General features: G+C 49.1%; 18 protein-coding genes, 1 riboswitch and 1 other annotated feature. Of the genes, 6 read left to right on the top strand and 12 right to left on the bottom strand.

Annotated features, from left to right (window positions below; translation table 11 throughout):
• The 7 genes from FGI41_RS17580 to ytxC form a co-directional block, all read right to left on the bottom strand.
• A complete protein-coding gene (locus tag FGI41_RS17580; RefSeq protein WP_139491649.1) occupies window positions 1-1,161 on the bottom strand; it encodes an aminotransferase class I/II-fold pyridoxal phosphate-dependent enzyme in 1,161 nt (386 codons plus the stop codon).
• A 105-nt stretch (window positions 1,162-1,266) separates the two neighbouring features.
• A riboswitch (SAM riboswitch) is annotated at window positions 1,267-1,397 on the bottom strand.
• A gap of 94 nt (window positions 1,398-1,491) precedes the next feature.
• A complete protein-coding gene (locus FGI41_RS17585) occupies window positions 1,492-3,273 on the bottom strand; it encodes a methyl-accepting chemotaxis protein (RefSeq protein ID WP_139491650.1) in 1,782 nt (593 codons plus the stop codon).
• Between the two features lie 144 nt (window positions 3,274-3,417).
• A complete protein-coding gene (gene rplT, locus FGI41_RS17590; protein ID WP_139491651.1) occupies window positions 3,418-3,777 on the bottom strand; it encodes a 50S ribosomal protein L20 in 360 nt (119 codons plus the stop codon).
• A 97-nt stretch (window positions 3,778-3,874) separates the two neighbouring features.
• The gene (gene rpmI, locus FGI41_RS17595; RefSeq protein ID WP_139491652.1) at window positions 3,875-4,072 is read right to left on the bottom strand and encodes a 50S ribosomal protein L35; all 198 of its coding nucleotides are present in this window, start codon (window positions 4,070-4,072) and stop codon (window positions 3,875-3,877) included.
• 29 nt (window positions 4,073-4,101) lie between these two features.
• Window positions 4,102-4,605, bottom strand: a complete 504-nt coding sequence (gene infC, locus FGI41_RS17600; protein WP_139491653.1) for a translation initiation factor IF-3 — start codon at window positions 4,603-4,605, stop codon at window positions 4,102-4,104.
• Between the two features lie 274 nt (window positions 4,606-4,879).
• Window positions 4,880-6,793 (bottom strand): threonine--tRNA ligase, encoded by a 1,914-nt coding sequence (gene thrS / locus FGI41_RS17605; protein ID WP_139491654.1) that lies wholly within the window; start codon window positions 6,791-6,793, stop codon window positions 4,880-4,882.
• 57 nt (window positions 6,794-6,850) lie between these two features.
• Window positions 6,851-7,124, bottom strand: a binding site (T-box leader).
• Between the two features lie 20 nt (window positions 7,125-7,144).
• Window positions 7,145-8,071 (bottom strand): putative sporulation protein YtxC, encoded by a 927-nt coding sequence (gene ytxC, locus FGI41_RS17610; RefSeq protein ID WP_139491655.1) that lies wholly within the window; start codon window positions 8,069-8,071, stop codon window positions 7,145-7,147.
• Between the two features lie 100 nt (window positions 8,072-8,171).
• Between ytxC and FGI41_RS17615 the strand changes: the two genes are divergently transcribed.
• Window positions 8,172-8,975: a potassium channel family protein gene (locus tag FGI41_RS17615; RefSeq protein ID WP_139491656.1), complete on the top strand. Its 804-nt coding sequence runs from the start codon at window positions 8,172-8,174 to the stop codon at window positions 8,973-8,975.
• A gap of 14 nt (window positions 8,976-8,989) precedes the next feature.
• On the opposite strand, the gene FGI41_RS17620 is transcribed toward FGI41_RS17615, so the two are convergent.
• The 3 genes from FGI41_RS17620 to FGI41_RS17630 form a co-directional block, all read right to left on the bottom strand.
• Window positions 8,990-9,457, bottom strand: a complete 468-nt coding sequence (locus tag FGI41_RS17620) for a PilZ domain-containing protein (protein WP_176560331.1) — start codon at window positions 9,455-9,457, stop codon at window positions 8,990-8,992.
• Between the two features lie 480 nt (window positions 9,458-9,937).
• Window positions 9,938-11,044 (bottom strand): cyclic dehypoxanthinyl futalosine synthase, encoded by a 1,107-nt coding sequence (gene mqnC / locus FGI41_RS17625; protein WP_139491658.1) that lies wholly within the window; start codon window positions 11,042-11,044, stop codon window positions 9,938-9,940.
• A gap of 103 nt (window positions 11,045-11,147) precedes the next feature.
• Complete coding sequence (locus tag FGI41_RS17630; protein ID WP_139491659.1) at window positions 11,148-11,366, bottom strand: hypothetical protein; 219 nt, start codon at window positions 11,364-11,366, stop codon at window positions 11,148-11,150.
• Between the two features lie 134 nt (window positions 11,367-11,500).
• Here FGI41_RS17630 and FGI41_RS17635 point away from each other — a divergent pair, with 134 nt between their 5' ends.
• The 5 genes from FGI41_RS17635 (at window position 11,501) to FGI41_RS17655 (ending at window position 15,723) form a co-directional block, all read left to right on the top strand.
• The gene (locus tag FGI41_RS17635) at window positions 11,501-12,070 is read left to right on the top strand and encodes a YqaA family protein (RefSeq protein WP_139491660.1); all 570 of its coding nucleotides are present in this window, start codon (window positions 11,501-11,503) and stop codon (window positions 12,068-12,070) included.
• Window positions 12,071-12,184: 114 nt separating this feature from the next.
• Window positions 12,185-12,616 (top strand): cell wall hydrolase, encoded by a 432-nt coding sequence (locus FGI41_RS17640; RefSeq protein ID WP_139491748.1) that lies wholly within the window; start codon window positions 12,185-12,187, stop codon window positions 12,614-12,616.
• Between the two features lie 180 nt (window positions 12,617-12,796).
• Window positions 12,797-13,267 carry a spore coat protein GerQ gene (gerQ, locus tag FGI41_RS17645; protein WP_438358035.1) on the top strand — a complete coding sequence of 157 codons (471 nt, stop codon included), beginning with the start codon at window positions 12,797-12,799 and terminating at the stop codon, window positions 13,265-13,267.
• Window positions 13,268-13,385: 118 nt separating this feature from the next.
• Entirely contained in the window at window positions 13,386-13,715 is a 330-nt protein-coding gene (locus tag FGI41_RS17650; protein ID WP_139491661.1) for a hypothetical protein, read from the top strand.
• 121 nt (window positions 13,716-13,836) lie between these two features.
• Window positions 13,837-15,723 carry a putative bifunctional diguanylate cyclase/phosphodiesterase gene (locus tag FGI41_RS17655; RefSeq protein WP_139491662.1) on the top strand — a complete coding sequence of 629 codons (1,887 nt, stop codon included), beginning with the start codon at window positions 13,837-13,839 and terminating at the stop codon, window positions 15,721-15,723.
• A 21-nt stretch (window positions 15,724-15,744) separates the two neighbouring features.
• Here FGI41_RS17655 and FGI41_RS17660 read toward each other — a convergent pair whose 3' ends face one another.
• Both FGI41_RS17660 and FGI41_RS17665 read right to left on the bottom strand, forming a co-directional pair.
• Window positions 15,745-16,203 (bottom strand): DUF420 domain-containing protein, encoded by a 459-nt coding sequence (locus tag FGI41_RS17660; protein ID WP_139491663.1) that lies wholly within the window; start codon window positions 16,201-16,203, stop codon window positions 15,745-15,747.
• Between the two features lie 33 nt (window positions 16,204-16,236).
• Window positions 16,237-17,130, bottom strand: coding sequence for a cytochrome c oxidase assembly protein (locus FGI41_RS17665; RefSeq protein ID WP_139491664.1), 894 nt, complete (start codon window positions 17,128-17,130; stop codon window positions 16,237-16,239).
• Between the last annotated feature and the right edge of the window lie 726 nt (window positions 17,131-17,856).

The following is a 17,856-nucleotide window of genomic DNA, read 5'->3' on the forward strand; positions in this document are numbered from 1 at the left end:
TTAAATCCCCCTCCCGACAGTTAGACACAGATCCAAAGCCTGACGCAAATCTTCAATCAAATCATCCGCATGTTCAATTCCTACCGACAGACGCAGCAAACGGTCACACACACCAACATAATCACGAACTTCTTTTGGAATATCAGCATGGGTCTGCGTCGCCGGATACGTACAGAGCGACTCGACGCCTCCCAGACTTTCAGCAAACGAAATCACTTTGAGATTCCGCAAAAACGTCCCAACCTGCCACGCTTCCTGGATACGGAACGACACCATGCCAGAGTAACCGCTCGCTTGTGCGCTCTGTACCGCATAATCCGGATGTTCTTCCAAGCCCGGATAGAAGACTTCTCTTACCGCCGGATGCTCCTTCAAGAACTTCGCTACGCGGAAAGCATTCTCCTGATGACGCTCCATGCGCAGTGCCAGTGTTTTCATCCCGCGGATTAACAGCCAGCAGTCCTGCGGCCCAAGTACCGCACCGATCGAATTATGCAAGTATTTGAGCTTTTCAGACAGGTCTTGGCCTTTGGTGACAATCAATCCAGCCAGCACGTCATTATGGCCGCCTAAGTACTTGGTGGCACTGTGGAACACGATGTCGGCTCCCAGCTCCAGCGGGCGTTGGTAAAACGGAGTCATGAACGTATTATCTACAATCGTGATGATCTCATGGCGCTTGGCAATCCCGACGATGGTGCGAAGATCGGTTACCTGCATCAGTGGGTTGGTTGGTGTCTCCACCAGGATCGCTTTGGTATTCTCACGTACCGCTTTTTCCACTTCCTCTGGATCGCGCAGGTCCACGTAGGAGAAGGAGAGTCCATAGCGGCTCAAGATCTGTTGGAACAGACGGTATGTACCCCCGTACAGATCAAGCGATACCACCAGATGATCTCCCGCCGAAAACAGGGCCATGATCGTCTGAATCGCAGCCATCCCGGACGCACAGGCAAAACCTGCATCTCCTGATTCCAGTTGGGCGATTGCGTCTTCGAGTACGGTTCTCGTCGGATTCGCCGTACGGGTGTAGTCATATCCTGTACTCTCACCGAGAGCCGGATGACGGTAAGCTGTGGCGTGGTGGATCGGGAAGCTTACGGCACCGGTTTCTTTTTCTTTGCCGACGCCAATCTGTACTAACTTAGTCTCGATATGCATGGTTGTAGGTCTCTCCTCTCAGCTCTGAACACTATCATGATGCAAAAAAGCCTTCTTTCCAGATGAAAGAAGGCTTTGATTTACGCAATATACGTAAAGCAATTCCTCTCATCTACCAAAGTGAAATCAACACTTTGCAGGAATTAGCACCGTATCTCCTTATTTGATCTGCATCAAAATAAGTGATTGGTTGCCGGGCATCAAAGGGCCAGTCCCTCCGCCTCTCTGGATAAGAAGTGTTTGCTATTAAGTTTTGAAATGTTGTGGCAAATTCAATGATCTAATCATATCGGAGCACTCGGGATATGTCAACTGGTTTTGAGGAAAAAATTATGAGACGTGGAAGGTCTTAATTTTTTCGTTCAAGGCATCAATCATGCGGGAGACTTCTGAGATGGATGAGACGGTTTCTTCCACGGTAGCGGTCTGCTCTTCGGTAGACGCTGCGATTGCCTCCATCCCCATCGCCATCTCTGCGCTGGCTGCTCCTACCTGCTGCATATGAATATGTGCATCCTGCCCCTGTTTATGCATGTTTTCAGAGGCTGTATATACATTTTGCATATGACCGGAAATATCTTTGACGGCATCGGAAATATGAATGAATGCTTGACCTGCCTGCTCGATCATGCCTGTCATCTGACGTACAGAGGTCACACCGCCATGCATGGCCAGGACGGCTTCCCCTGTGCTGTTCTGAATCTCTGCAAGCACATGGATGATCTCCCTACCGGCATTGCTTGTCGCCTCTGCCAGCTTGCGTACCTCATCTGCTACGACCGCGAAGCCTTTGCCATGTTCGCCGGCACGCGCTGCCTCGATGGCCGCATTGAGTGCGAGCAGGTTGGTCTGGCTTGCGATGGTATTGATCAGCTTGGTGATCTCGCCGATCTTGTCCATCCGCTGTCCCAGATTCTCGACCGCTACGGCTGAGCCTTGGACGGATTCATTGACGCGTTTCATTTCGACACTGACGGCCTGACTAGTTTGCAAGCCCCCGACTGCATCCTGCAGGGCGCGCTCCGTCAGCCGTGTCGTCACTTTCATATTTTCCGTGAGGTTCTCCATCTCGGATTGCAGTTCACTGATCGTACGGGCGGTCTGGTCTGTATTGTGCTTCATCTGCATAGAGGCTTCAGCCAAATCAGTAACGGTCACTGCGATCTGCTCCGAGGCTTTGCCCGTCTGAGACGCTCCTTCCCGCATCATATTGCTGAAGGTCGTGACTTGTCCGGTAACCATACTTACCTCTTGGATCATATCAGACATGTTCTTGGTAGCCGTATTCAGGGACACTGCAAGCTGAGCGAATTCGTCTTTGCCTTCTACAATAGCCTTTGCTGCGAGATTCCCCTTCCCTACTTCGTGCAAGGTCTCTCCCATATTCTTCAACGCACGCAGATTGCGGCGGGAGAACAGAAGTCCAATTGATAGACCGATAATCCCTGCCACAACGGCAAAACCAATCGTTTTATATCGCAAATCTTGAATGTCGGCATAGAACTCATCCTCATACGCACCAATTCCGATATAGCCGTTCCATGGTTTGAATTCTCTCAGATAGGTGATTTTGTTGCCATATTGGGGATTCGGATCATCTTTCTTAGATCCTGGCAACAGAAATAAAAACTCTACATACCGCTCTTCTGGATTTGATTTTTGCGCTACGCTCTGCAGCTCTTTCAGGACGTCTTGTCCGTCTGGCGAAAAGGTGTCTGGCAACGTGCCATGCTCACCAAAACGCGGATGAATGATCGTTTCTTTGGAGCGGTCCGGTTCGATCCTGTTCACAAACAGATAACCAGTATGGCCATAACGGAAGCTGGTTTTGCTGAAATCGTGGGTCTTGCCATCCGGATTCAGCGGTCCACCCAGAATCATACTTCCCTGCACGATCGCTTCCTCCTGAGTCATAGAACCTGCCTTCACCTGTTGATCCAGCAGCTCAAGTACCTCATAGGCATGATCAGCAGTCTGTCTTAGTTGAACTTTCCCGCTTTCCATCATCGCATCCTGGGCCGAGGTATAGGTAATGAATCCGACTACCAACATCGGAACAATCGCACAGATTAATAATAAACTGGTTAACTTCGCTCGGTAAGTAGAAAACATGATGTCCCTCCAAATCCTGCCGATTATTTTATAAACCTTTATTTTCCCTGAAATGCCAGATTGGAAACCAAGAAATATATGACAAAAACAAATAAAAAAAGCACCCTTCCGAAGAAGAGTGCTTTTCTATAACCGAAACGCTAATTAAGCGTTGATTTTGCTTTTAGCAACAGCAGCCAGTTCGTTGAACGCAGCTTTGTCGTTTACAGCAAGGTCAGCAAGCATTTTGCGGTTAACTTCAACGCCTGCTACTTTAAGACCATGCATGAGACGGCTGTAGGAAAGACCGTTCAGGCGAGCTTGCGCGTTGATACGGGTGATCCACAGTTTGCGGAAGTCGCGTTTTTTCTGGCGACGGTCGCGGAATGCATACATAAGGGATTTCATTACTTGTGCATTCGCGGAACGGAACAGACGGTGTTTGGAACCGAAGTAACCTTTCGCAAGCTTAAGGATTTTTTTATGACGACGACGGGTAACGGTGCCACCTTTAACTCTTGGCATGTTTAATTCCTCCTGTATCTAGCACGGCGGTCAGTCGACACTTAAGGAGCACGTGCTATAAAATTGTGTTTGGCGTAATAAGATGAAGCGGGTAATCCTAGAGGTACGTGATCAATTGAGCGATACGTTGTTGGTCGCCTTTGGAAACAAGGCCACCTTTACGAAGATGACGCTTCGCTTTAGTAGACTTGTTAGCGAACAAGTGGCTGGTGTAAGCGGAATCACGTTTCAGACGGCCGGAACCAGTCTTTTTGAAGCGCTTCGCTGCACCTTTATGGGTTTTCATTTTAGGCATTGTAGAGTCCTCCTGTCTCGTATCCTGAATTACTTTTCCGCTTTCGGTGCGAGAATCATCAGCATGCTGCGACCCTCGATCTTAGGCTTGCGCTCTACGGTTGCGATCTCTTCGCAAGCAGCAGCGACACGCTCAAGAACTTGTTGACCGATTTCGGAGTGAGTGATTTCGCGTCCACGGAAGCGGATGCTGCATTTCACTTTGTCTGCATCTTCGAGGAACTTCTTCACATTGCGAAGCTTGGTCTGGAAGTCGTGTTCTTCAATGTTGGAAGAGAAACGAACTTCTTTGAGTTCCACGATTTTTTGGTTCTTACGTGCTTCTTTTTCTTTCTTCGCTTGTTCGTATTTGAACTTACCATAGTCCATGATACGGCAAACGGGTGGTTTTGCGGTTGGTGCTACGTTAACCAAGTCAAGATTAGCCTCTTGTGCGATGCTTAACGCTTCACGCAGGGACACAACTCCAAGCTGGGAACCATCCGCACCAATCAAACGGACTTCACGAGCACGAATCGCCTCATTCACTAACATCTGATCCTTGCTAATAGTTTGCCACCTCCATAAATTTCGAGAGCAAAAACGGCATAATAAAAAGTGCGAACGCCTGAGCGCCCGCACCTATCTCACCTAGCAAATACAACGAAATGAATCGGAGATTGCTTTCGGAAATGGGACCCGTCAACAGTCTTAAAAGACGTCGATACAGGTGAGAAGCTGGGCGCTTCTGCTTGATTCTCGAATGTGAAGTTCATTTGCACTTTGTATATAGTAATACAACGCTGATATGATTGTCAAGCCTTGGGGTTTACTTGTGTTCTTGAATTTCCTGAAGCAGGTTGGCGATGAACTCATCTACCGGCTGGGAACCAAGGTCGCCTTCGCCGCGTTTGCGTACGGACAGGGCGCGGTCTGCCACTTCTTTTTCCCCGATAACGAGCATGTAAGGGATTTTGTTGACTTGGGCTTCACGGATTTTGTAGCCGATTTTCTCATTGCGGGCATCGAGTTCTACGCGGATGCCTTTTTCAGCCATCTTCTGACGGATCTCTTCTGCGTATGGAATGAACACGTCACTGATGGTCATGAGGCGTGCCTGGATTGGAGCGAGCCACGCTGGGAACGCACCTGCATAGTGCTCAACGAGAATCCCGATGAAGCGGTCAAGGGAGCCGTACATCGCACGGTGGAGAACAACTGGACGGTGTTTTTCGTTGTCTTGACCGATGTAGCTGAGATCGAATTTCTCAGGCATTTGGAAGTCAAGCTGGATGGTACCGCACTGGTGGCGGCGTTTGAGTGCGTCGGTGATTTTGAAGTCGATTTTCGGACCGTAGAATGCACCGTCGCCTTCGTTGATATTGAACGGCATGCCCATTTCTTCCAGTACTTCTTTGAGGGAAGTCTCAGCAGTTTCCCACAGCTCATCAGAACCCATGGAGTCTTCTGGGCGGGTGGAGAGGTCAACCGAGTATTCGAAGCCAAACACTTTGTAGATCTTGTCGATCAGCTGAATCATGCCTTTGATCTCTTGTTTGATCTGCTCTGGAAGAACGAACACATGCGCGTCGTCTTGGCAGAATGTGCGTACGCGTAGCATACCGTTGAGCGCACCGGAATATTCATGACGGTGTACCTGACCGAACTCGGAGTAACGGATCGGCAGATCGCGGTAGGAGTGCAGCTTGTTTTTGTAGATGAGCATGTGGCCTGGGCAGTTCATCGGCTTCATCGCGAATTTGACGTCATCTACCTCGGAGAAGTACATATTCTCATGGTAGTGATCCCAGTGACCGGATTGCTCCCAGAGGCGTTGGTTCATCATGAACGGAGTGCGTACCTCTGTGTATTGAGCCAGCTGTTGCAGACGGCGGGAGAAGTTCTCCAGCTCTTGGCGGACAGTAAAGCCGTTTGGCAGGTAGAATGGCATACCAGGAGCCTCTTCGGAGAACATGTAGAGCTCCAGCTCTTTACCCAGTTTGCGGTGGTCGCGTTTCTTCGCTTCTTCGAGGAAGTGCAAATACTCATCCAGCTCTGCTTTCTTCGGCCATGCCGTACCATAGACGCGCTGGAGTACTTGATTGTCGGAGTTACCGCGCCAGTAAGCACCTGCTACGCTCATGAGCTTGAAGGATTTGATGTGGCCGGTGGATGGCAGGTGTGGCCCACGGCACAGGTCGAAGAATTCGCCCTGCTCATAGATAGTGATGGTGGAGCCTTCCGGCAAGTCACGGATCAGCTCCAGCTTGAGGTGGTCATTGAGTTCGCCGAAGATCTTGAGTGCGTCCTCACGGGAAACCACTTTACGTACGATCGGCAGGTTTTCTTTGATGATTTTTTCCATCTCAGCTTCGATTTTGCCCAGATCCTCTGGTGTGAGGCTGACTGGAATATCCATATCGTAATAGAAACCGTCCTCGATGACAGGACCGATCCCCAGTTTTACTTCTTGACCATAGATGCGCTTCACAGCCTGTGCAAGCAAGTGAGCGGTGGAGTGACGGTATACTTCCAGTCCATCCGCAGAGTCGAGGGTCACGATTTCTACGTTCGCATCCTCGTCTACTTGTGCTGCGGTATCAACCACCTTGCCGTTGATTTTACCGGCGATTGCTTTTTTCTTCAGGCTGGTGCTGATGGAGCCGGCGATGTCTTCGATGGAGACACCTGCTTCGTATTCACGGACCGCGCCATCAGGCAGAGTTACTTTTACTTGTGCCATTGTCAGGTCTTCCTTTCTGTTTGCCAAAGTAGAAAAAATAAAAAGCGCTACATCCCAGAAAGGGACGAGCGCTGTTATTCTCGTGGTACCACCCTAATTCGGATTATGAGCATGCCCAAAGCAGGCAGGACTCCACAATCCCTCATTAGTAAGATAACGGCTCATCGCCGGCTGACCGATACTGTGGTGCCCGTGTCCATGGTTCACGGCTCCGCTTCCCGGCAGCTACTCGAAGGGGGTAGATCATCACAAGCGCGTAGCGGGCTCCCAGCCAAGACCCGCCTCTCTGAAACGGCTGACGCAATGTCCATGTCCTTCTCATCGTATTTCAAGATTTATGTTGCTGTATGGTTACTTATTATAGAGCGATGGGGTATTCAAGTCAAGGGCGCTTCTATTGGTAAGACAGTACGCACACGTATTGCAGATGCTGATTCTTTTGCCAAAAATAGAACGGAGTGTCTCAAGTAACGCTTGCTTCTCCTCATCCAAATGAAGGATAATTTTCTCAGGGGCCAAGGTAATCAAGGCACTGACGAGATAGTCCTCCTCCCGGCATTCCTGTTCGGAAAGACCCAGTACTGCTTCGATCTCTTCCAGTGGGATCAGCTCATCGGTCTCATCGTATAGGAGAAATTGCTTCTGCTTGTCTTCCACTACATGAACCAATGGGTATCTGGTCTCCTGCATCGAGACAAAATAACGGAGGAGCTCGACGAATTCCTGGTATTCCTTGTCCTGCACATATTGATCAATGCCGGATTGCATCGCTTCGTAAAGCTCGGCCCAGTAATCCTTGAGCCGGAAGCGGATAAACCCGTCGAGATTCATTTCGTTTTCTTCTTGCAGGTATTCAACCACGGTACGGTAGATGCGCATTTTCCGTGAGGCATTCGGCTCCAGCTGCTCCATGATCTCGTCCTGCTCGTGAAAAACGAATTGCACGTAAGGGAGGATCTCCTCCCATTTGTTCGAAAGATCTGATTGTATTTCTTTATGTAGGCAGCGTTTGACCAGTTGCGGCTCCATCACTTGGAGGACATAATCGGTTACGACCAGAGCAACGAAAGAGCGGACGATGTCCCTGGTCTCCAACGTATACTCTTCCTGGCACCAGCTGACAAACTGGAACCGAGTATCACCTGCGCGCATCCCTTCCCGAACCTCAATCGTCACGGGCTCGGTCTGAAGCTTCTCTTTCAGGGAATCGATGATTGAACGAAAGGCTTGGCACTGTTGCTGGTTGTCTTGCTGGAGGAACACGGAGATCGTTTGCATGATTCGTCACCCCCACTCAGTATATAGTAAGTATATGTCCCACCTACTCTGATATACTTTTAAAGTCTTGGTAAATCCCCTATGGAAAGGATTTGGTCCGATGTGGAGGCGTGATTCGCTGCTGAAGAGAATGATATTCAGCAAGCCAATCGAATACATCATGGGGACGCTTGCGGTTCTGATCGTTCTTCTGTATTTATCCGAATTTTATTATCATGACCCACAATGGGGAAAAACGGTTGCCCTGATCGAGACTACCATTGTATCGATTTTTGCATTCGAATATTTCATCAAGCTATGGTTTACTGACGATAAATGGGGATATATCCGTACGCATTGGATTGAACTTTTGTCTATTATTCCGCTGTCCGTTTTCTTTCAGTCACTTAGGCTCATCCGGGTGCTGCGGATTGTGATTCTGCTGCAATATGCCTTTCATCATTGGGAGCCTGTCTTGCGGCGAAATACGTTTTTCTATGTGACTTTTCTGACCTTCAGCGTGGTCATCCTGGCCTCTTTTGCGGTGTATCATTTCGAATCGGCTGTCCCCGACCCAAGCATGGAAAATATCGGGGATGCGCTTTGGTGGAGCTGGGTCACCACGACAACGGTCGGCTATGGTGACATCACGCCAAAGACCCCGGAAGGCCGCTTGATCGCTGCTGTTCTGATGCTGGTGGGCATCTCATTCCTCGGGGTGATGACTGGTACAATTGCCAGTTATTTTATTCGAATGTTTCATAATTATGAAAGTGTTCATGACGCTCAGCTCAAAACGATCCATCATCAGTTAAATCAGTTAGACAAGCTTACCCGTGAAGATATGGAGGATCTTCAGCAGACCCTCATTTTTCTCTGGGAACGCGAGCAGCTGAAAAAGCAAAACAGACGGGACTTTGATTAGCCGTCTGTTTTTTATCATGCCTGTGATTCGTATTCAGATTCGAACTCCGGTTCAAACTGGGAACGGAAGTAATCGGTTACATCGCCTGAGAAAAAAGGCGGTCTGCTCATGATACTCGGTGTGCGCCGCAGTCTCATAGCCAATTCGTTCATCAATCGAACCATGAAATCCTGCAGTTCATCATCAATAGTAAACATGACCCCGTACTCATACAGGTCTTCCGCCACCTCTCTACGGCGGACAGAATACCCGAGCAACCGTATCGGATACTGCAGAATGGTTACTTCAAATTCTAGAATCACATGCTGGCTGGCCGGTAGCTTGAGGTTGGACAAATAACGCAGGCCCCCGGCACTAATATTATCAATCAAAACACTGGCTGCTCCTGTTTCAATTGATTGTCCCCTCATCTCGACGATCGTCATATCGGCAAGCAAAGGGTTATCCAGTTCAATCCGAAAAAAATTCCGACTATTCCCCATATATAATCCTCCTGGTTCGGAAGGCATGCATCAAAAATCGCTGTTGACTATATTACCATTAATTTTTAAAAAAGTCATAGGAACATAGTCTTAGGTCGAATGGTGTGGTTTGGAGTCGACAGCGAGTTGTGTCGAACCTTGCTTAATGAAACCCCTTTCGTAAGAAGGAGGAGCTGTCCGCTACGTAAAAATTCATGGCTAGGGTCGGGGCAAAACATCTGGGTGGTTCAAGGTAGTGAGACTATTGCCCCTGGCTGTCTCGAGGAAGTACGGACGCCATGAATTTTTTCTTCGCTGAGTAGGGGGTTTCAAAAGCAGGTTCGCCACAACTCGCTGTCGACTCACGATGGATGGGATAATAAAAAACATAAAGGGAATACTTCGCTCACTCCTCCCTCCCGAAATTAACCAAAATAAAAAACCTATCTCTTCCATATATATTATAGAAGAGACAGGTTATTGTTGAATGTCGAGTACTGACTAATTTTGCATGACGAAATCTGTTTCCGCCATCTCGCCTTCTTTGAAGACGCGGAGGATTTCGTAGTTGGTGTTGCGTTGGGCCGGAATTTTGCCGGCTTGGCGGATGAGGTCAAGGATCAGATTGGTGTTGACCTTGTGGGTACATGCAGCAGCGGAGACGACGTTTTCCTCCATCATGGTGGAGCCGAAGTCATTGGCACCATAGGAGAGGGAGAGTTTGCCGAAGTCAGGGCCCACGGTTACCCAGGAAGATTGGAAGTTGGCGATGTTATCAAGCATCAGACGGCTGATCGCCAGTGTCTTGAGGTATTCTTCCGGTGTGTTGTTGACGGCTTTCATATTGGTGTTCTCCGGCTGGAAGGTCCATGTGATGAACGCCTTGAAGCCTTTGGTCTCATCCTGTGCTTCACGGATGCGCATGAGGGAGAGGACACGCTCCTCCATCTCTTCCCCAAAACCGATAACCATCGTAGCCGTACCATGCATGCCGACGCGGTGCGCAGCTTTTTGGATGTCGATCCACTCGGTCCACGAGCCTTTGAGACGGGAGATTTTGCGGCGGGTGCGGTCGTCGAGGATTTCTCCGCCTGCGCCCGGCAGGGAATCAAGACCCGCTTTTTTCAGCTCGATCAGGGTCTGTTCGATGCTAAGTCCGGATACCTGTGCCATCTTCGCCACTTCCGCTGTGGAGAAGGAGTGCATCTGAATCTTAGGGAAATGCTTCTTGATCTCACGCAGCAGGTCGAGGTAATACTCGAACGGCAGGTCTGGATTGGTGCCGCCCTGCATCAGGATTTCGGTTCCGCCCACATCAACAGTCTCTTGGATTTTTGCCAAAATCTGTTCGGTCGGAAGCACGTATCCTTCCTTGGAACCCGGCGGACGATAAAAAGCACAGAAACGGCAATACGTATCACATACGTTGGTATAGTTAATATTACGGCCGATTACGAACGTGGTAATCGGGTCTGGATGCCATTTTTGCATGACTTGATTGGCCGCGTGACCGATTTTTTCGACCTGGTCACTTTCGAACAGGGCCAGTCCGTCTTCTAAGCCGAGCCGTTCCCCAGCCACTGCTCTCTCTAGGATTTTATCGATCAAAAGGATCTCCTCCTCTTCTCTGTGTTGCACTCTTAATCCTAACACAAAAAAATGACCCTGCCTATTGGCAAGGATCGTCAAAGCTTAATTATTGAAGGCTTGTCTATTCAAAACCGATTTCTTCATAAACCTCTGGATCCCAGTGAATCACACAGGAAGCCAGCGGGAAATTGATTTCTCTGGCACCGTTCGGTTTACCGTTAAAATAAATAAATTCAGTCAGGGATACACGGTCGCCTTTGACCACGATTTCACCCTTCAGCCTGGTGACACTGTTATCCGGTGCATAAAATACGATTTGGCCAGAACCAATGTTCTTCATAGGGTACCTCCCAGTAATTTGAAGCCAGTATAACCTAATAGTAGTAAGAAAGTATTCACGAGTCAATGCGATTTTTCTGTCAGTTTGATGTATAATGGAATCATGATTTGTCAGAAAAAATAAAGGAGATCGACATGTTCGACCAAATCTTGCACCTATTCGAAACGTATGGTGAGTGGGGTCTGTTCACCATGGCGTTTTTAGACTCATTTATTTTGCCGGTTTCCCCACTGATCTTACAGGTAGCGATGAGCTTAAATATGCCCCATGATGCATTACTGTTTGCATTGATGTCTTTTCTCGGAACCGTAGCAGGGGCACCTGTCGGATTTATCTTAGGAAAAGTATTGGGCCGTCCGGTCATGCACAAGCTCCTCCCGAAGAAATGGACCGATGTCGCCATCGAAAAATTCCAGAAGAATGGGGACGGGTTTCTGCTGATCGGTGCCTTCACCCCGATTCCGATCAAGGTCTTCTCGGTGCTCACGGGAGCGCTGGGATACTCATTTGCCAAACTGATGCTGTTTACGGTGCTCGGGCGCGGTGTGAAGAGCTTTTTGATCGGTACGCTGTTCTATCTGTACGGGAAACACGCCAAACAGCTGCTTGATGATTATATGGAAGTAAGTCTGTTGGGTCTGGCTTTGATCGTTGCTCTCCTCTATGTATGGTGGACTCGCCGCAAGAAAAAGAATAACGGATGATGACTCGCTCTGTCGCACGTTCGATGCGGCGGGCTTTTTTTTTCTAGACGAATCACCTATTCCGCAAACGCCAATATATTGAAAATGTATAAGGCAATCAGCGGGGGTGACAGAGTGGCTGTAATCAAGACGAATTCTTCAGATGTAGACTTACTGGCCAGACTGATGCGCGCCGAAGCAGAAGGCGAAGGTCAGCTCGGCATGCTGATGGTGGGCAACGTAGGAGTAAATCGGATCAGGGCGAACTGTCTTGACTTTAAAAATATCCGTTCGGTTCGTGATATGGTGTATCAACGTCCAGGAGGCTATGAAGCCATCACCAAGTCATACTTTTATCAGCGCGCTCGTGACAGCGAACGAAGATTGGCACGCCGGGTAATCAACGGGGAGCGTCAGCATCCAGCCAGCAACTCCCTGTGGTTTTTTAAACCGTATGGCCGTTGTCCCGCCCAATGGTTTAACCAGTGGAACGCAGGGCGCTTCAAAGCACACTGTTTCTACCGACCTACCCCGGTAAACTGCAACCGAGTTTATGGAGTTTATTAAAAGGAGAGAAATGTAATGGAAATGAGTGTAAATCCGTACTTTGGGAATATGAACCCCAACCCTATGAATATCGCTGGAGCTCAATATGGTGGCTGTGCTGACTGTGGCCCTGCTGGCATGATGCAATGGCAGCCACAGATGAACCCGCAAGCTGTTCCTTATATGGCTCCACAGGTACCAATGGCACCGATGGCGGAAGCTTTACAACAGATGTATGCTGCCCCTATGGCACCTCAAATGGCTCAACCATACGCTCAACCGATCTCACCTGTTCAGCCATCCGGCAGCATCATTCCAGGGGTTGTGGGGGGCGTACAGACAGCAGTCCCAGGTGCGGTCATTCCAGGAGCAGTAGCAGGCGCCGCAGCTCCATTCGTCGAAGAATCCTACATCGAGAACATTCTGCGGATGAACCTCGGCAAAGTGGCTACGATTTATCAAACCTTTGAAAATAACCAAGAATGGAATGCCAAAGTCTTCAAAGGCGTCCTCGAAGCAGCCGGGCGTGACCACATCATTATCAGCGATCCGCAGACCGGCAGACGATATCTCCTCCTCATGGTAAATCTGGATTACATCACGTTTGATGAGCCGTTGGAATACATTGCTCCCCCTACTCCAGGCGGGATTGTTGCCCCAACCAGACGTTAGACCCAAAAAAGACTCTCTTTTCCAGAGAGTCTTTTTTTTGTAAATTCTCATCAATTGATGTTTATGTCCTATTCAAAGAGGGTACATAAGTAGGGAATTAGTAGTACGGAGGGATAATATGAATCACAATGCTTTGGGATTTAATCCCATCGAACAGAAAAAGCAGATGGTAAGAGACCTAGTTGCCCTGATCGATAAAGTACCTGATAACGATAACCCCCACTCCATTCGACAGTTCATTGCCTATCTGAACGGTTTGTTGCGGACCAAAGGAGTTGTCCCGCCAACCACCGAGATCATGACCATCATCAAGCAGCAGAAACCGCAATTATATCATGCAACCCGCCTGAATCTGACATCATCAAGCCATTTACAGATCCTGTTTCAAATCACCATGGACCCTGCACTCGCAGCAAGCCGTCTTCAGGAATTCGTGAAAAAACAATAATTGAAAAAATGACATTTGACCCATCCCAATCCGGTATGGGCTTTTTTATTGCGACCAAAAGCACACAACTGAAATAGTATAGTCCTAGGGCAAACTTTTGAGAAATGAGTGATCGGACTTCATGAATAAGGTCGTTCGCTTTTATCAGGACTTCACGAAACGCATGTTGTTCCTCTCGTTGTTGACGGGCTTGATCATTGCGGTCTCGATGCCGCTCAGTCACCTGCTCCTTACCTTTCGGGATGCATCCGAACAAGTCTCCCACTACAGCCAGCATCTGGCCTGGATGATCCGTGACAAGCTGGAGCGGATCCCCGATACATGGCCCCTTCCTCAAGAGCGGCTGGAGGAAATCATCACCGAATCAAAAATGGACGATACCATCGCCATCCACGTGTATGATCAGGACAGACAACCCTTGTATGCCCGTGATTATCTTACGCCCTCTTCTTTTGACATCAGTTACAGCTCCCCGATCATGCATGGGGAGAGTATTCTCGGATTTGTCGTCGTCTCAGGACCATGGATGCATGAGCTGTATAAGACAGGCGTGCTGTTTGCCGCTTTTTCCGGACTGGGCTTGGTTATGGGGATTGTCTTGTATCAGCTTCCCGCCCGTATCATTCATGAGGCCAAAAATGAGATCGACACCGCTTTTCAGAAGCTGTACTTCCTCTCCCACTATGACTCCCTGACCAAATTGCCGAATCGGCGCAGTTTCCGCAAAACCCTGCAACGGATCGTCGAGGAAGCCCGTGAACGCGGTGAAAAAGTAGCAGTGATGTTTCTGGATGTAGACCGTTTTAAACAGATTAATGATACGCTGGGACATAGTCTGGGTGACCTGTTGCTCCGCTGTGTCGCCGAACGGCTGCAGGCTTGTGTCCGTCAGGGAGACACCGTGGCACGCCTCTCTGGTGACGAATTCACCGTTATCCTGCCGAATATCCAGCAGCTTAGCGATGTGGATGAGATTGCCCGACAGATTCTCTCTACCATGGCGACACCACTGATTCTGGAAGGGCAGGAGCTGTTTGTGACCTGCAGCATCGGGATCAGTATTTTTCCCGACGATGGTGATTGTTTTGAGGAGATCCTGCAGAATGCCGATCTGGCGATGTACCGCTCCAAGGAATCGGGCAAAAACAGATTCCACTACTATACCGCTTCCCTGAACTACACCGCTTACGAAAAGCTGAAGCTAGAAAACGAACTGCGAAAATCACTCGCCCGTGAGGAGTTCTTGCTGCACTATCAGCCCCGTATCGACCTCGCCAGCCATAAGATCATCAGTGTCGAAGCACTTGTCCGCTGGCAGCACCCTGAGATGGGTCTGGTGGCCCCTGCCAAGTTCATTCCGCTCGCTGAGGAGACTGGATTGATCATCCCGCTCGGCGAATGGGTCCTGCGTACTGCCTGCAAGCAAAACAAGGCTTGGCAGACAGCCGGCCATCCCCCTATTCCGATCGCCGTCAACCTCTCCGTCCAACAGTTCCAGCAAAAAGACCTGGTGGAAACCATTGAACGAATCCTCGTCGAAACCGACCTCTCCCCTCACTATCTCGAGCTGGAAGTAACCGAAAGCATCCCGCTCCTCGACGTCAACAGCTCCATCGACAAGCTAAAGCGGCTTAAAGACCGCGGCATCAAAATCTCTATCGATGATTTTGGCACAGGCTACTCCTCCCTCCACTATCTGAAACGCTTTCCGATCCACGCTCTCAAAATCGACCGGACCTTCGTCCACAACCTCACTATCGACCCGTATGATTCCGATATCATCACATGTATCATCGCTATGGCCCACAGCCTGCGTGTGAAGGTCATTGCCGAGGGTGTCGAGACCGAAGCACAGCGAAGCTTCTTGGTCGATCAGAACTGTGATGAGATCCAAGGCTTTCTCTTCAGTCCGCCTGTCCCCTCCGACGAGATGGCCGCTTTGTTTACGACCTTTGGCACGACGGATGAATTGGACTCCCGGATAAAAGAAAAAACCCTTGATATCTGAATCAAGGGTTTTTGCCACGGATTAAAATCCGAGGATGGTTTTGAACAAACTGTTGGTTTCCCCGCCTGGGTAGATCACGAACAGGAGCAGATAGACGATAACCCCTGTAATTGCGGTCAAAAACCAGATAATCGATGTTCCTGGACCAATCTTTTTATGTTGCTTCCATTGAGCCTTGTAGCCGGTATACAGCATGCGCAGACCCAGCACGGCACCAGTCGTAGCCAAGGTGATATGAACGATGAGGAAGATCTGGTAGTAGAGCTTCCACTCTGCCGGACCACCGAAGTTCATATTCCCCACGAAGATTGTCCGGGACATATAGATGATGAAGAACGCCAGAGCAAATCCGGACGCGGCCAGCATTGTCTTTTTATGTTCTTCTCTCTTCCCTTGTTTAATCAAAGCCCATCCATAGGCGACCAGAATCGCACTAATTACGATAAAGGTTGTACTAATCAGCGGCAAAATCGTCAGCATGCCATATCCCTTCCATCATCCAGTGTTTTTGTGTTATTTCGCCGGGATCATCCGGTCGCTTGAGCTATCGAGGGTCTCGAATGGCTCGATCGCATCGATCTCATCAGCAGCTGTAGTTGGATTCTCATTGCGGTACCAACCCAAGAAGACATACCAGAGCGTAAAGCCGTACGCCAACTCCTGTACGAGCTTCATGATGACCCCACCCAGCTGTTGGTCATCCAAGATCGGCAGCGCAGCAAAAACCTGCGGCACTCCCTGATACACCTGATACATCACATCAGATGCGAAGATGATCAGACCACAAGCCGGAGTAAGCAATACACCATTTGCGAAAATATAACCCATTTTACGTACGTGAGTCAAACGCTCCATCTCAGGTACCGGGCACGCTACGTTCCACCACATCTGGAAGGCAGCCAGAAGCAGAATTCCATGGTAGACGTTATGCAGGCCATGAATACTGTACATCGTGTCGAAAATGATCGGATAGTGATACAGAGAGAACAAGAAGTTAAATGTCACCAGAGAAAAAATCGGGTTCGTCACTCTCTTGAAAAAACGCAATGCCTTTTCGTTATTCAACAGACCACGGTAAAACCATGCTGGTGTCCCCACTAAGACAAGCGGCGGTACAATCAGGTATACCAGAGACTGCTGGAGCATGTGCGCACTAAACAGATAATGATGTCCATAATAAGCCAACGGACTACCCATCGCCAGATAGAAGATCACCATAGCCATAACGAAAGTGATCTTTTTCCCCATCGGCACTTCCTCCGTTACGCCAAAGCGGTGACGATACGGCCCCGTCACAGCCAAATAGATCGCAACAAGCGCTACAGAGAAAAGCATATATTCAGGGCTCCACAACTCAAAAAAGCTTGGCCCTGCCTGTACGACATCGTGATGCTGATGTTGGTTCATGATGCGGTAAACCTCCTCTCAAACTTGAGCAAGGGATTCCTATAAGGAAAAATAGGCTGTCAAGATAACTCTGTTTTGTGACGTAGCGTTAGTGATGTAAACACAGTGTTTATTATACCTTTTTAGATGTGTGGAATCTAGGTAGTGGGTAGATTTGTCACTAAATCGCAACTACCTTTGTGCCGATAAAGAGCGGGCGTGTTTCCCGTGCTTCACCCGGTTGACAATCAGCAAGGATGTGGGGACTGGCCGCTACGAAAACAACAAGGGTAGGACGGGGCAAAAATGTTTCGATCCCCCGATGAGAGGGGACATCTGGGTGTTTCAGGGTTGTGAGACTGTTTGCCCCTGAGTAACTCAGAGAAGTTGGCTACCCTTGTTGTTTTCTCCGCTGGGCGGGATTGTCAAAGGAGTTTGCACGGGAACCACGCCCGCTCTCTATGCGGAATGTAGGTTGCGATGTAATGACAAGGAGAGAAAGGGAAGAGAAAAGATAAGAAACTAAAAAGATACAAAAGCATCCTAGTCCGAACTTCTATAGCTCTTTTCTTTTTTTGTATTTAATCAGTTCAACACTCAGTGCTGGCAGGGAGAGTCCGTGGTTCCCGTGCAAGCTCCTTTGACAAGCCTGCCTAGCGGAGAAAGGAGTATTGGGGGAACGCTTTTAGGGGGTAACAGTCTCACTTCTTGAAACACCCAGATGCCCCCTCTCTTCGGGGGGTTGAA

Origin of the sequence: Brevibacillus dissolubilis (assembly GCF_006170445.1) — a bacterium.
GTDB classification, from domain to species: Bacteria; Bacillota; Bacilli; order Brevibacillales; family Brevibacillaceae; genus Brevibacillus_B; species Brevibacillus_B dissolubilis.

Bases quoted from the DNA above. Each gene is read 5' to 3' on its own strand.
- FGI41_RS17580 (WP_139491649.1), bottom strand. From the start codon at position 1,161: ATGCATATCGAGACTAAGTTAGTACAGATTGGCGTCGGCAAAGAAAAA.
- FGI41_RS17585 (WP_139491650.1), bottom strand. From the start codon at position 3,273: ATGTTTTCTACTTACCGAGCGAAGTTAACCAGTTTATTATTAATCTGT.
- rplT (WP_139491651.1), bottom strand. From the start codon at position 3,777: ATGCCAAGAGTTAAAGGTGGCACCGTTACCCGTCGTCGTCATAAAAAA.
- rpmI (WP_139491652.1), bottom strand. From the start codon at position 4,072: ATGCCTAAAATGAAAACCCATAAAGGTGCAGCGAAGCGCTTCAAAAAG.
- infC (WP_139491653.1), bottom strand. From the start codon at position 4,605: ATGTTAGTGAATGAGGCGATTCGTGCTCGTGAAGTCCGTTTGATTGGT.
- thrS (WP_139491654.1), bottom strand. From the start codon at position 6,793: ATGGCACAAGTAAAAGTAACTCTGCCTGATGGCGCGGTCCGTGAATAC.
- ytxC (WP_139491655.1), bottom strand. From the start codon at position 8,071: ATGCAAACGATCTCCGTGTTCCTCCAGCAAGACAACCAGCAACAGTGC.
- FGI41_RS17615 (WP_139491656.1), top strand. From the start codon at position 8,172: ATGTGGAGGCGTGATTCGCTGCTGAAGAGAATGATATTCAGCAAGCCA.
- FGI41_RS17620 (WP_176560331.1), bottom strand. From the start codon at position 9,457: ATGGGGAATAGTCGGAATTTTTTTCGGATTGAACTGGATAACCCTTTG.
- FGI41_RS17630 (WP_139491659.1), bottom strand. From the start codon at position 11,366: ATGAAGAACATTGGTTCTGGCCAAATCGTATTTTATGCACCGGATAAC.
- FGI41_RS17635 (WP_139491660.1), top strand. From the start codon at position 11,501: ATGTTCGACCAAATCTTGCACCTATTCGAAACGTATGGTGAGTGGGGT.
- gerQ (WP_438358035.1), top strand. From the start codon at position 12,797: ATGGCACCGATGGCGGAAGCTTTACAACAGATGTATGCTGCCCCTATG.
- FGI41_RS17650 (WP_139491661.1), top strand. From the start codon at position 13,386: ATGAATCACAATGCTTTGGGATTTAATCCCATCGAACAGAAAAAGCAG.
- FGI41_RS17655 (WP_139491662.1), top strand. From the start codon at position 13,837: ATGAATAAGGTCGTTCGCTTTTATCAGGACTTCACGAAACGCATGTTG.
- FGI41_RS17660 (WP_139491663.1), bottom strand. From the start codon at position 16,203: ATGCTGACGATTTTGCCGCTGATTAGTACAACCTTTATCGTAATTAGT.
- FGI41_RS17665 (WP_139491664.1), bottom strand. From the start codon at position 17,130: ATGAACCAACATCAGCATCACGATGTCGTACAGGCAGGGCCAAGCTTT.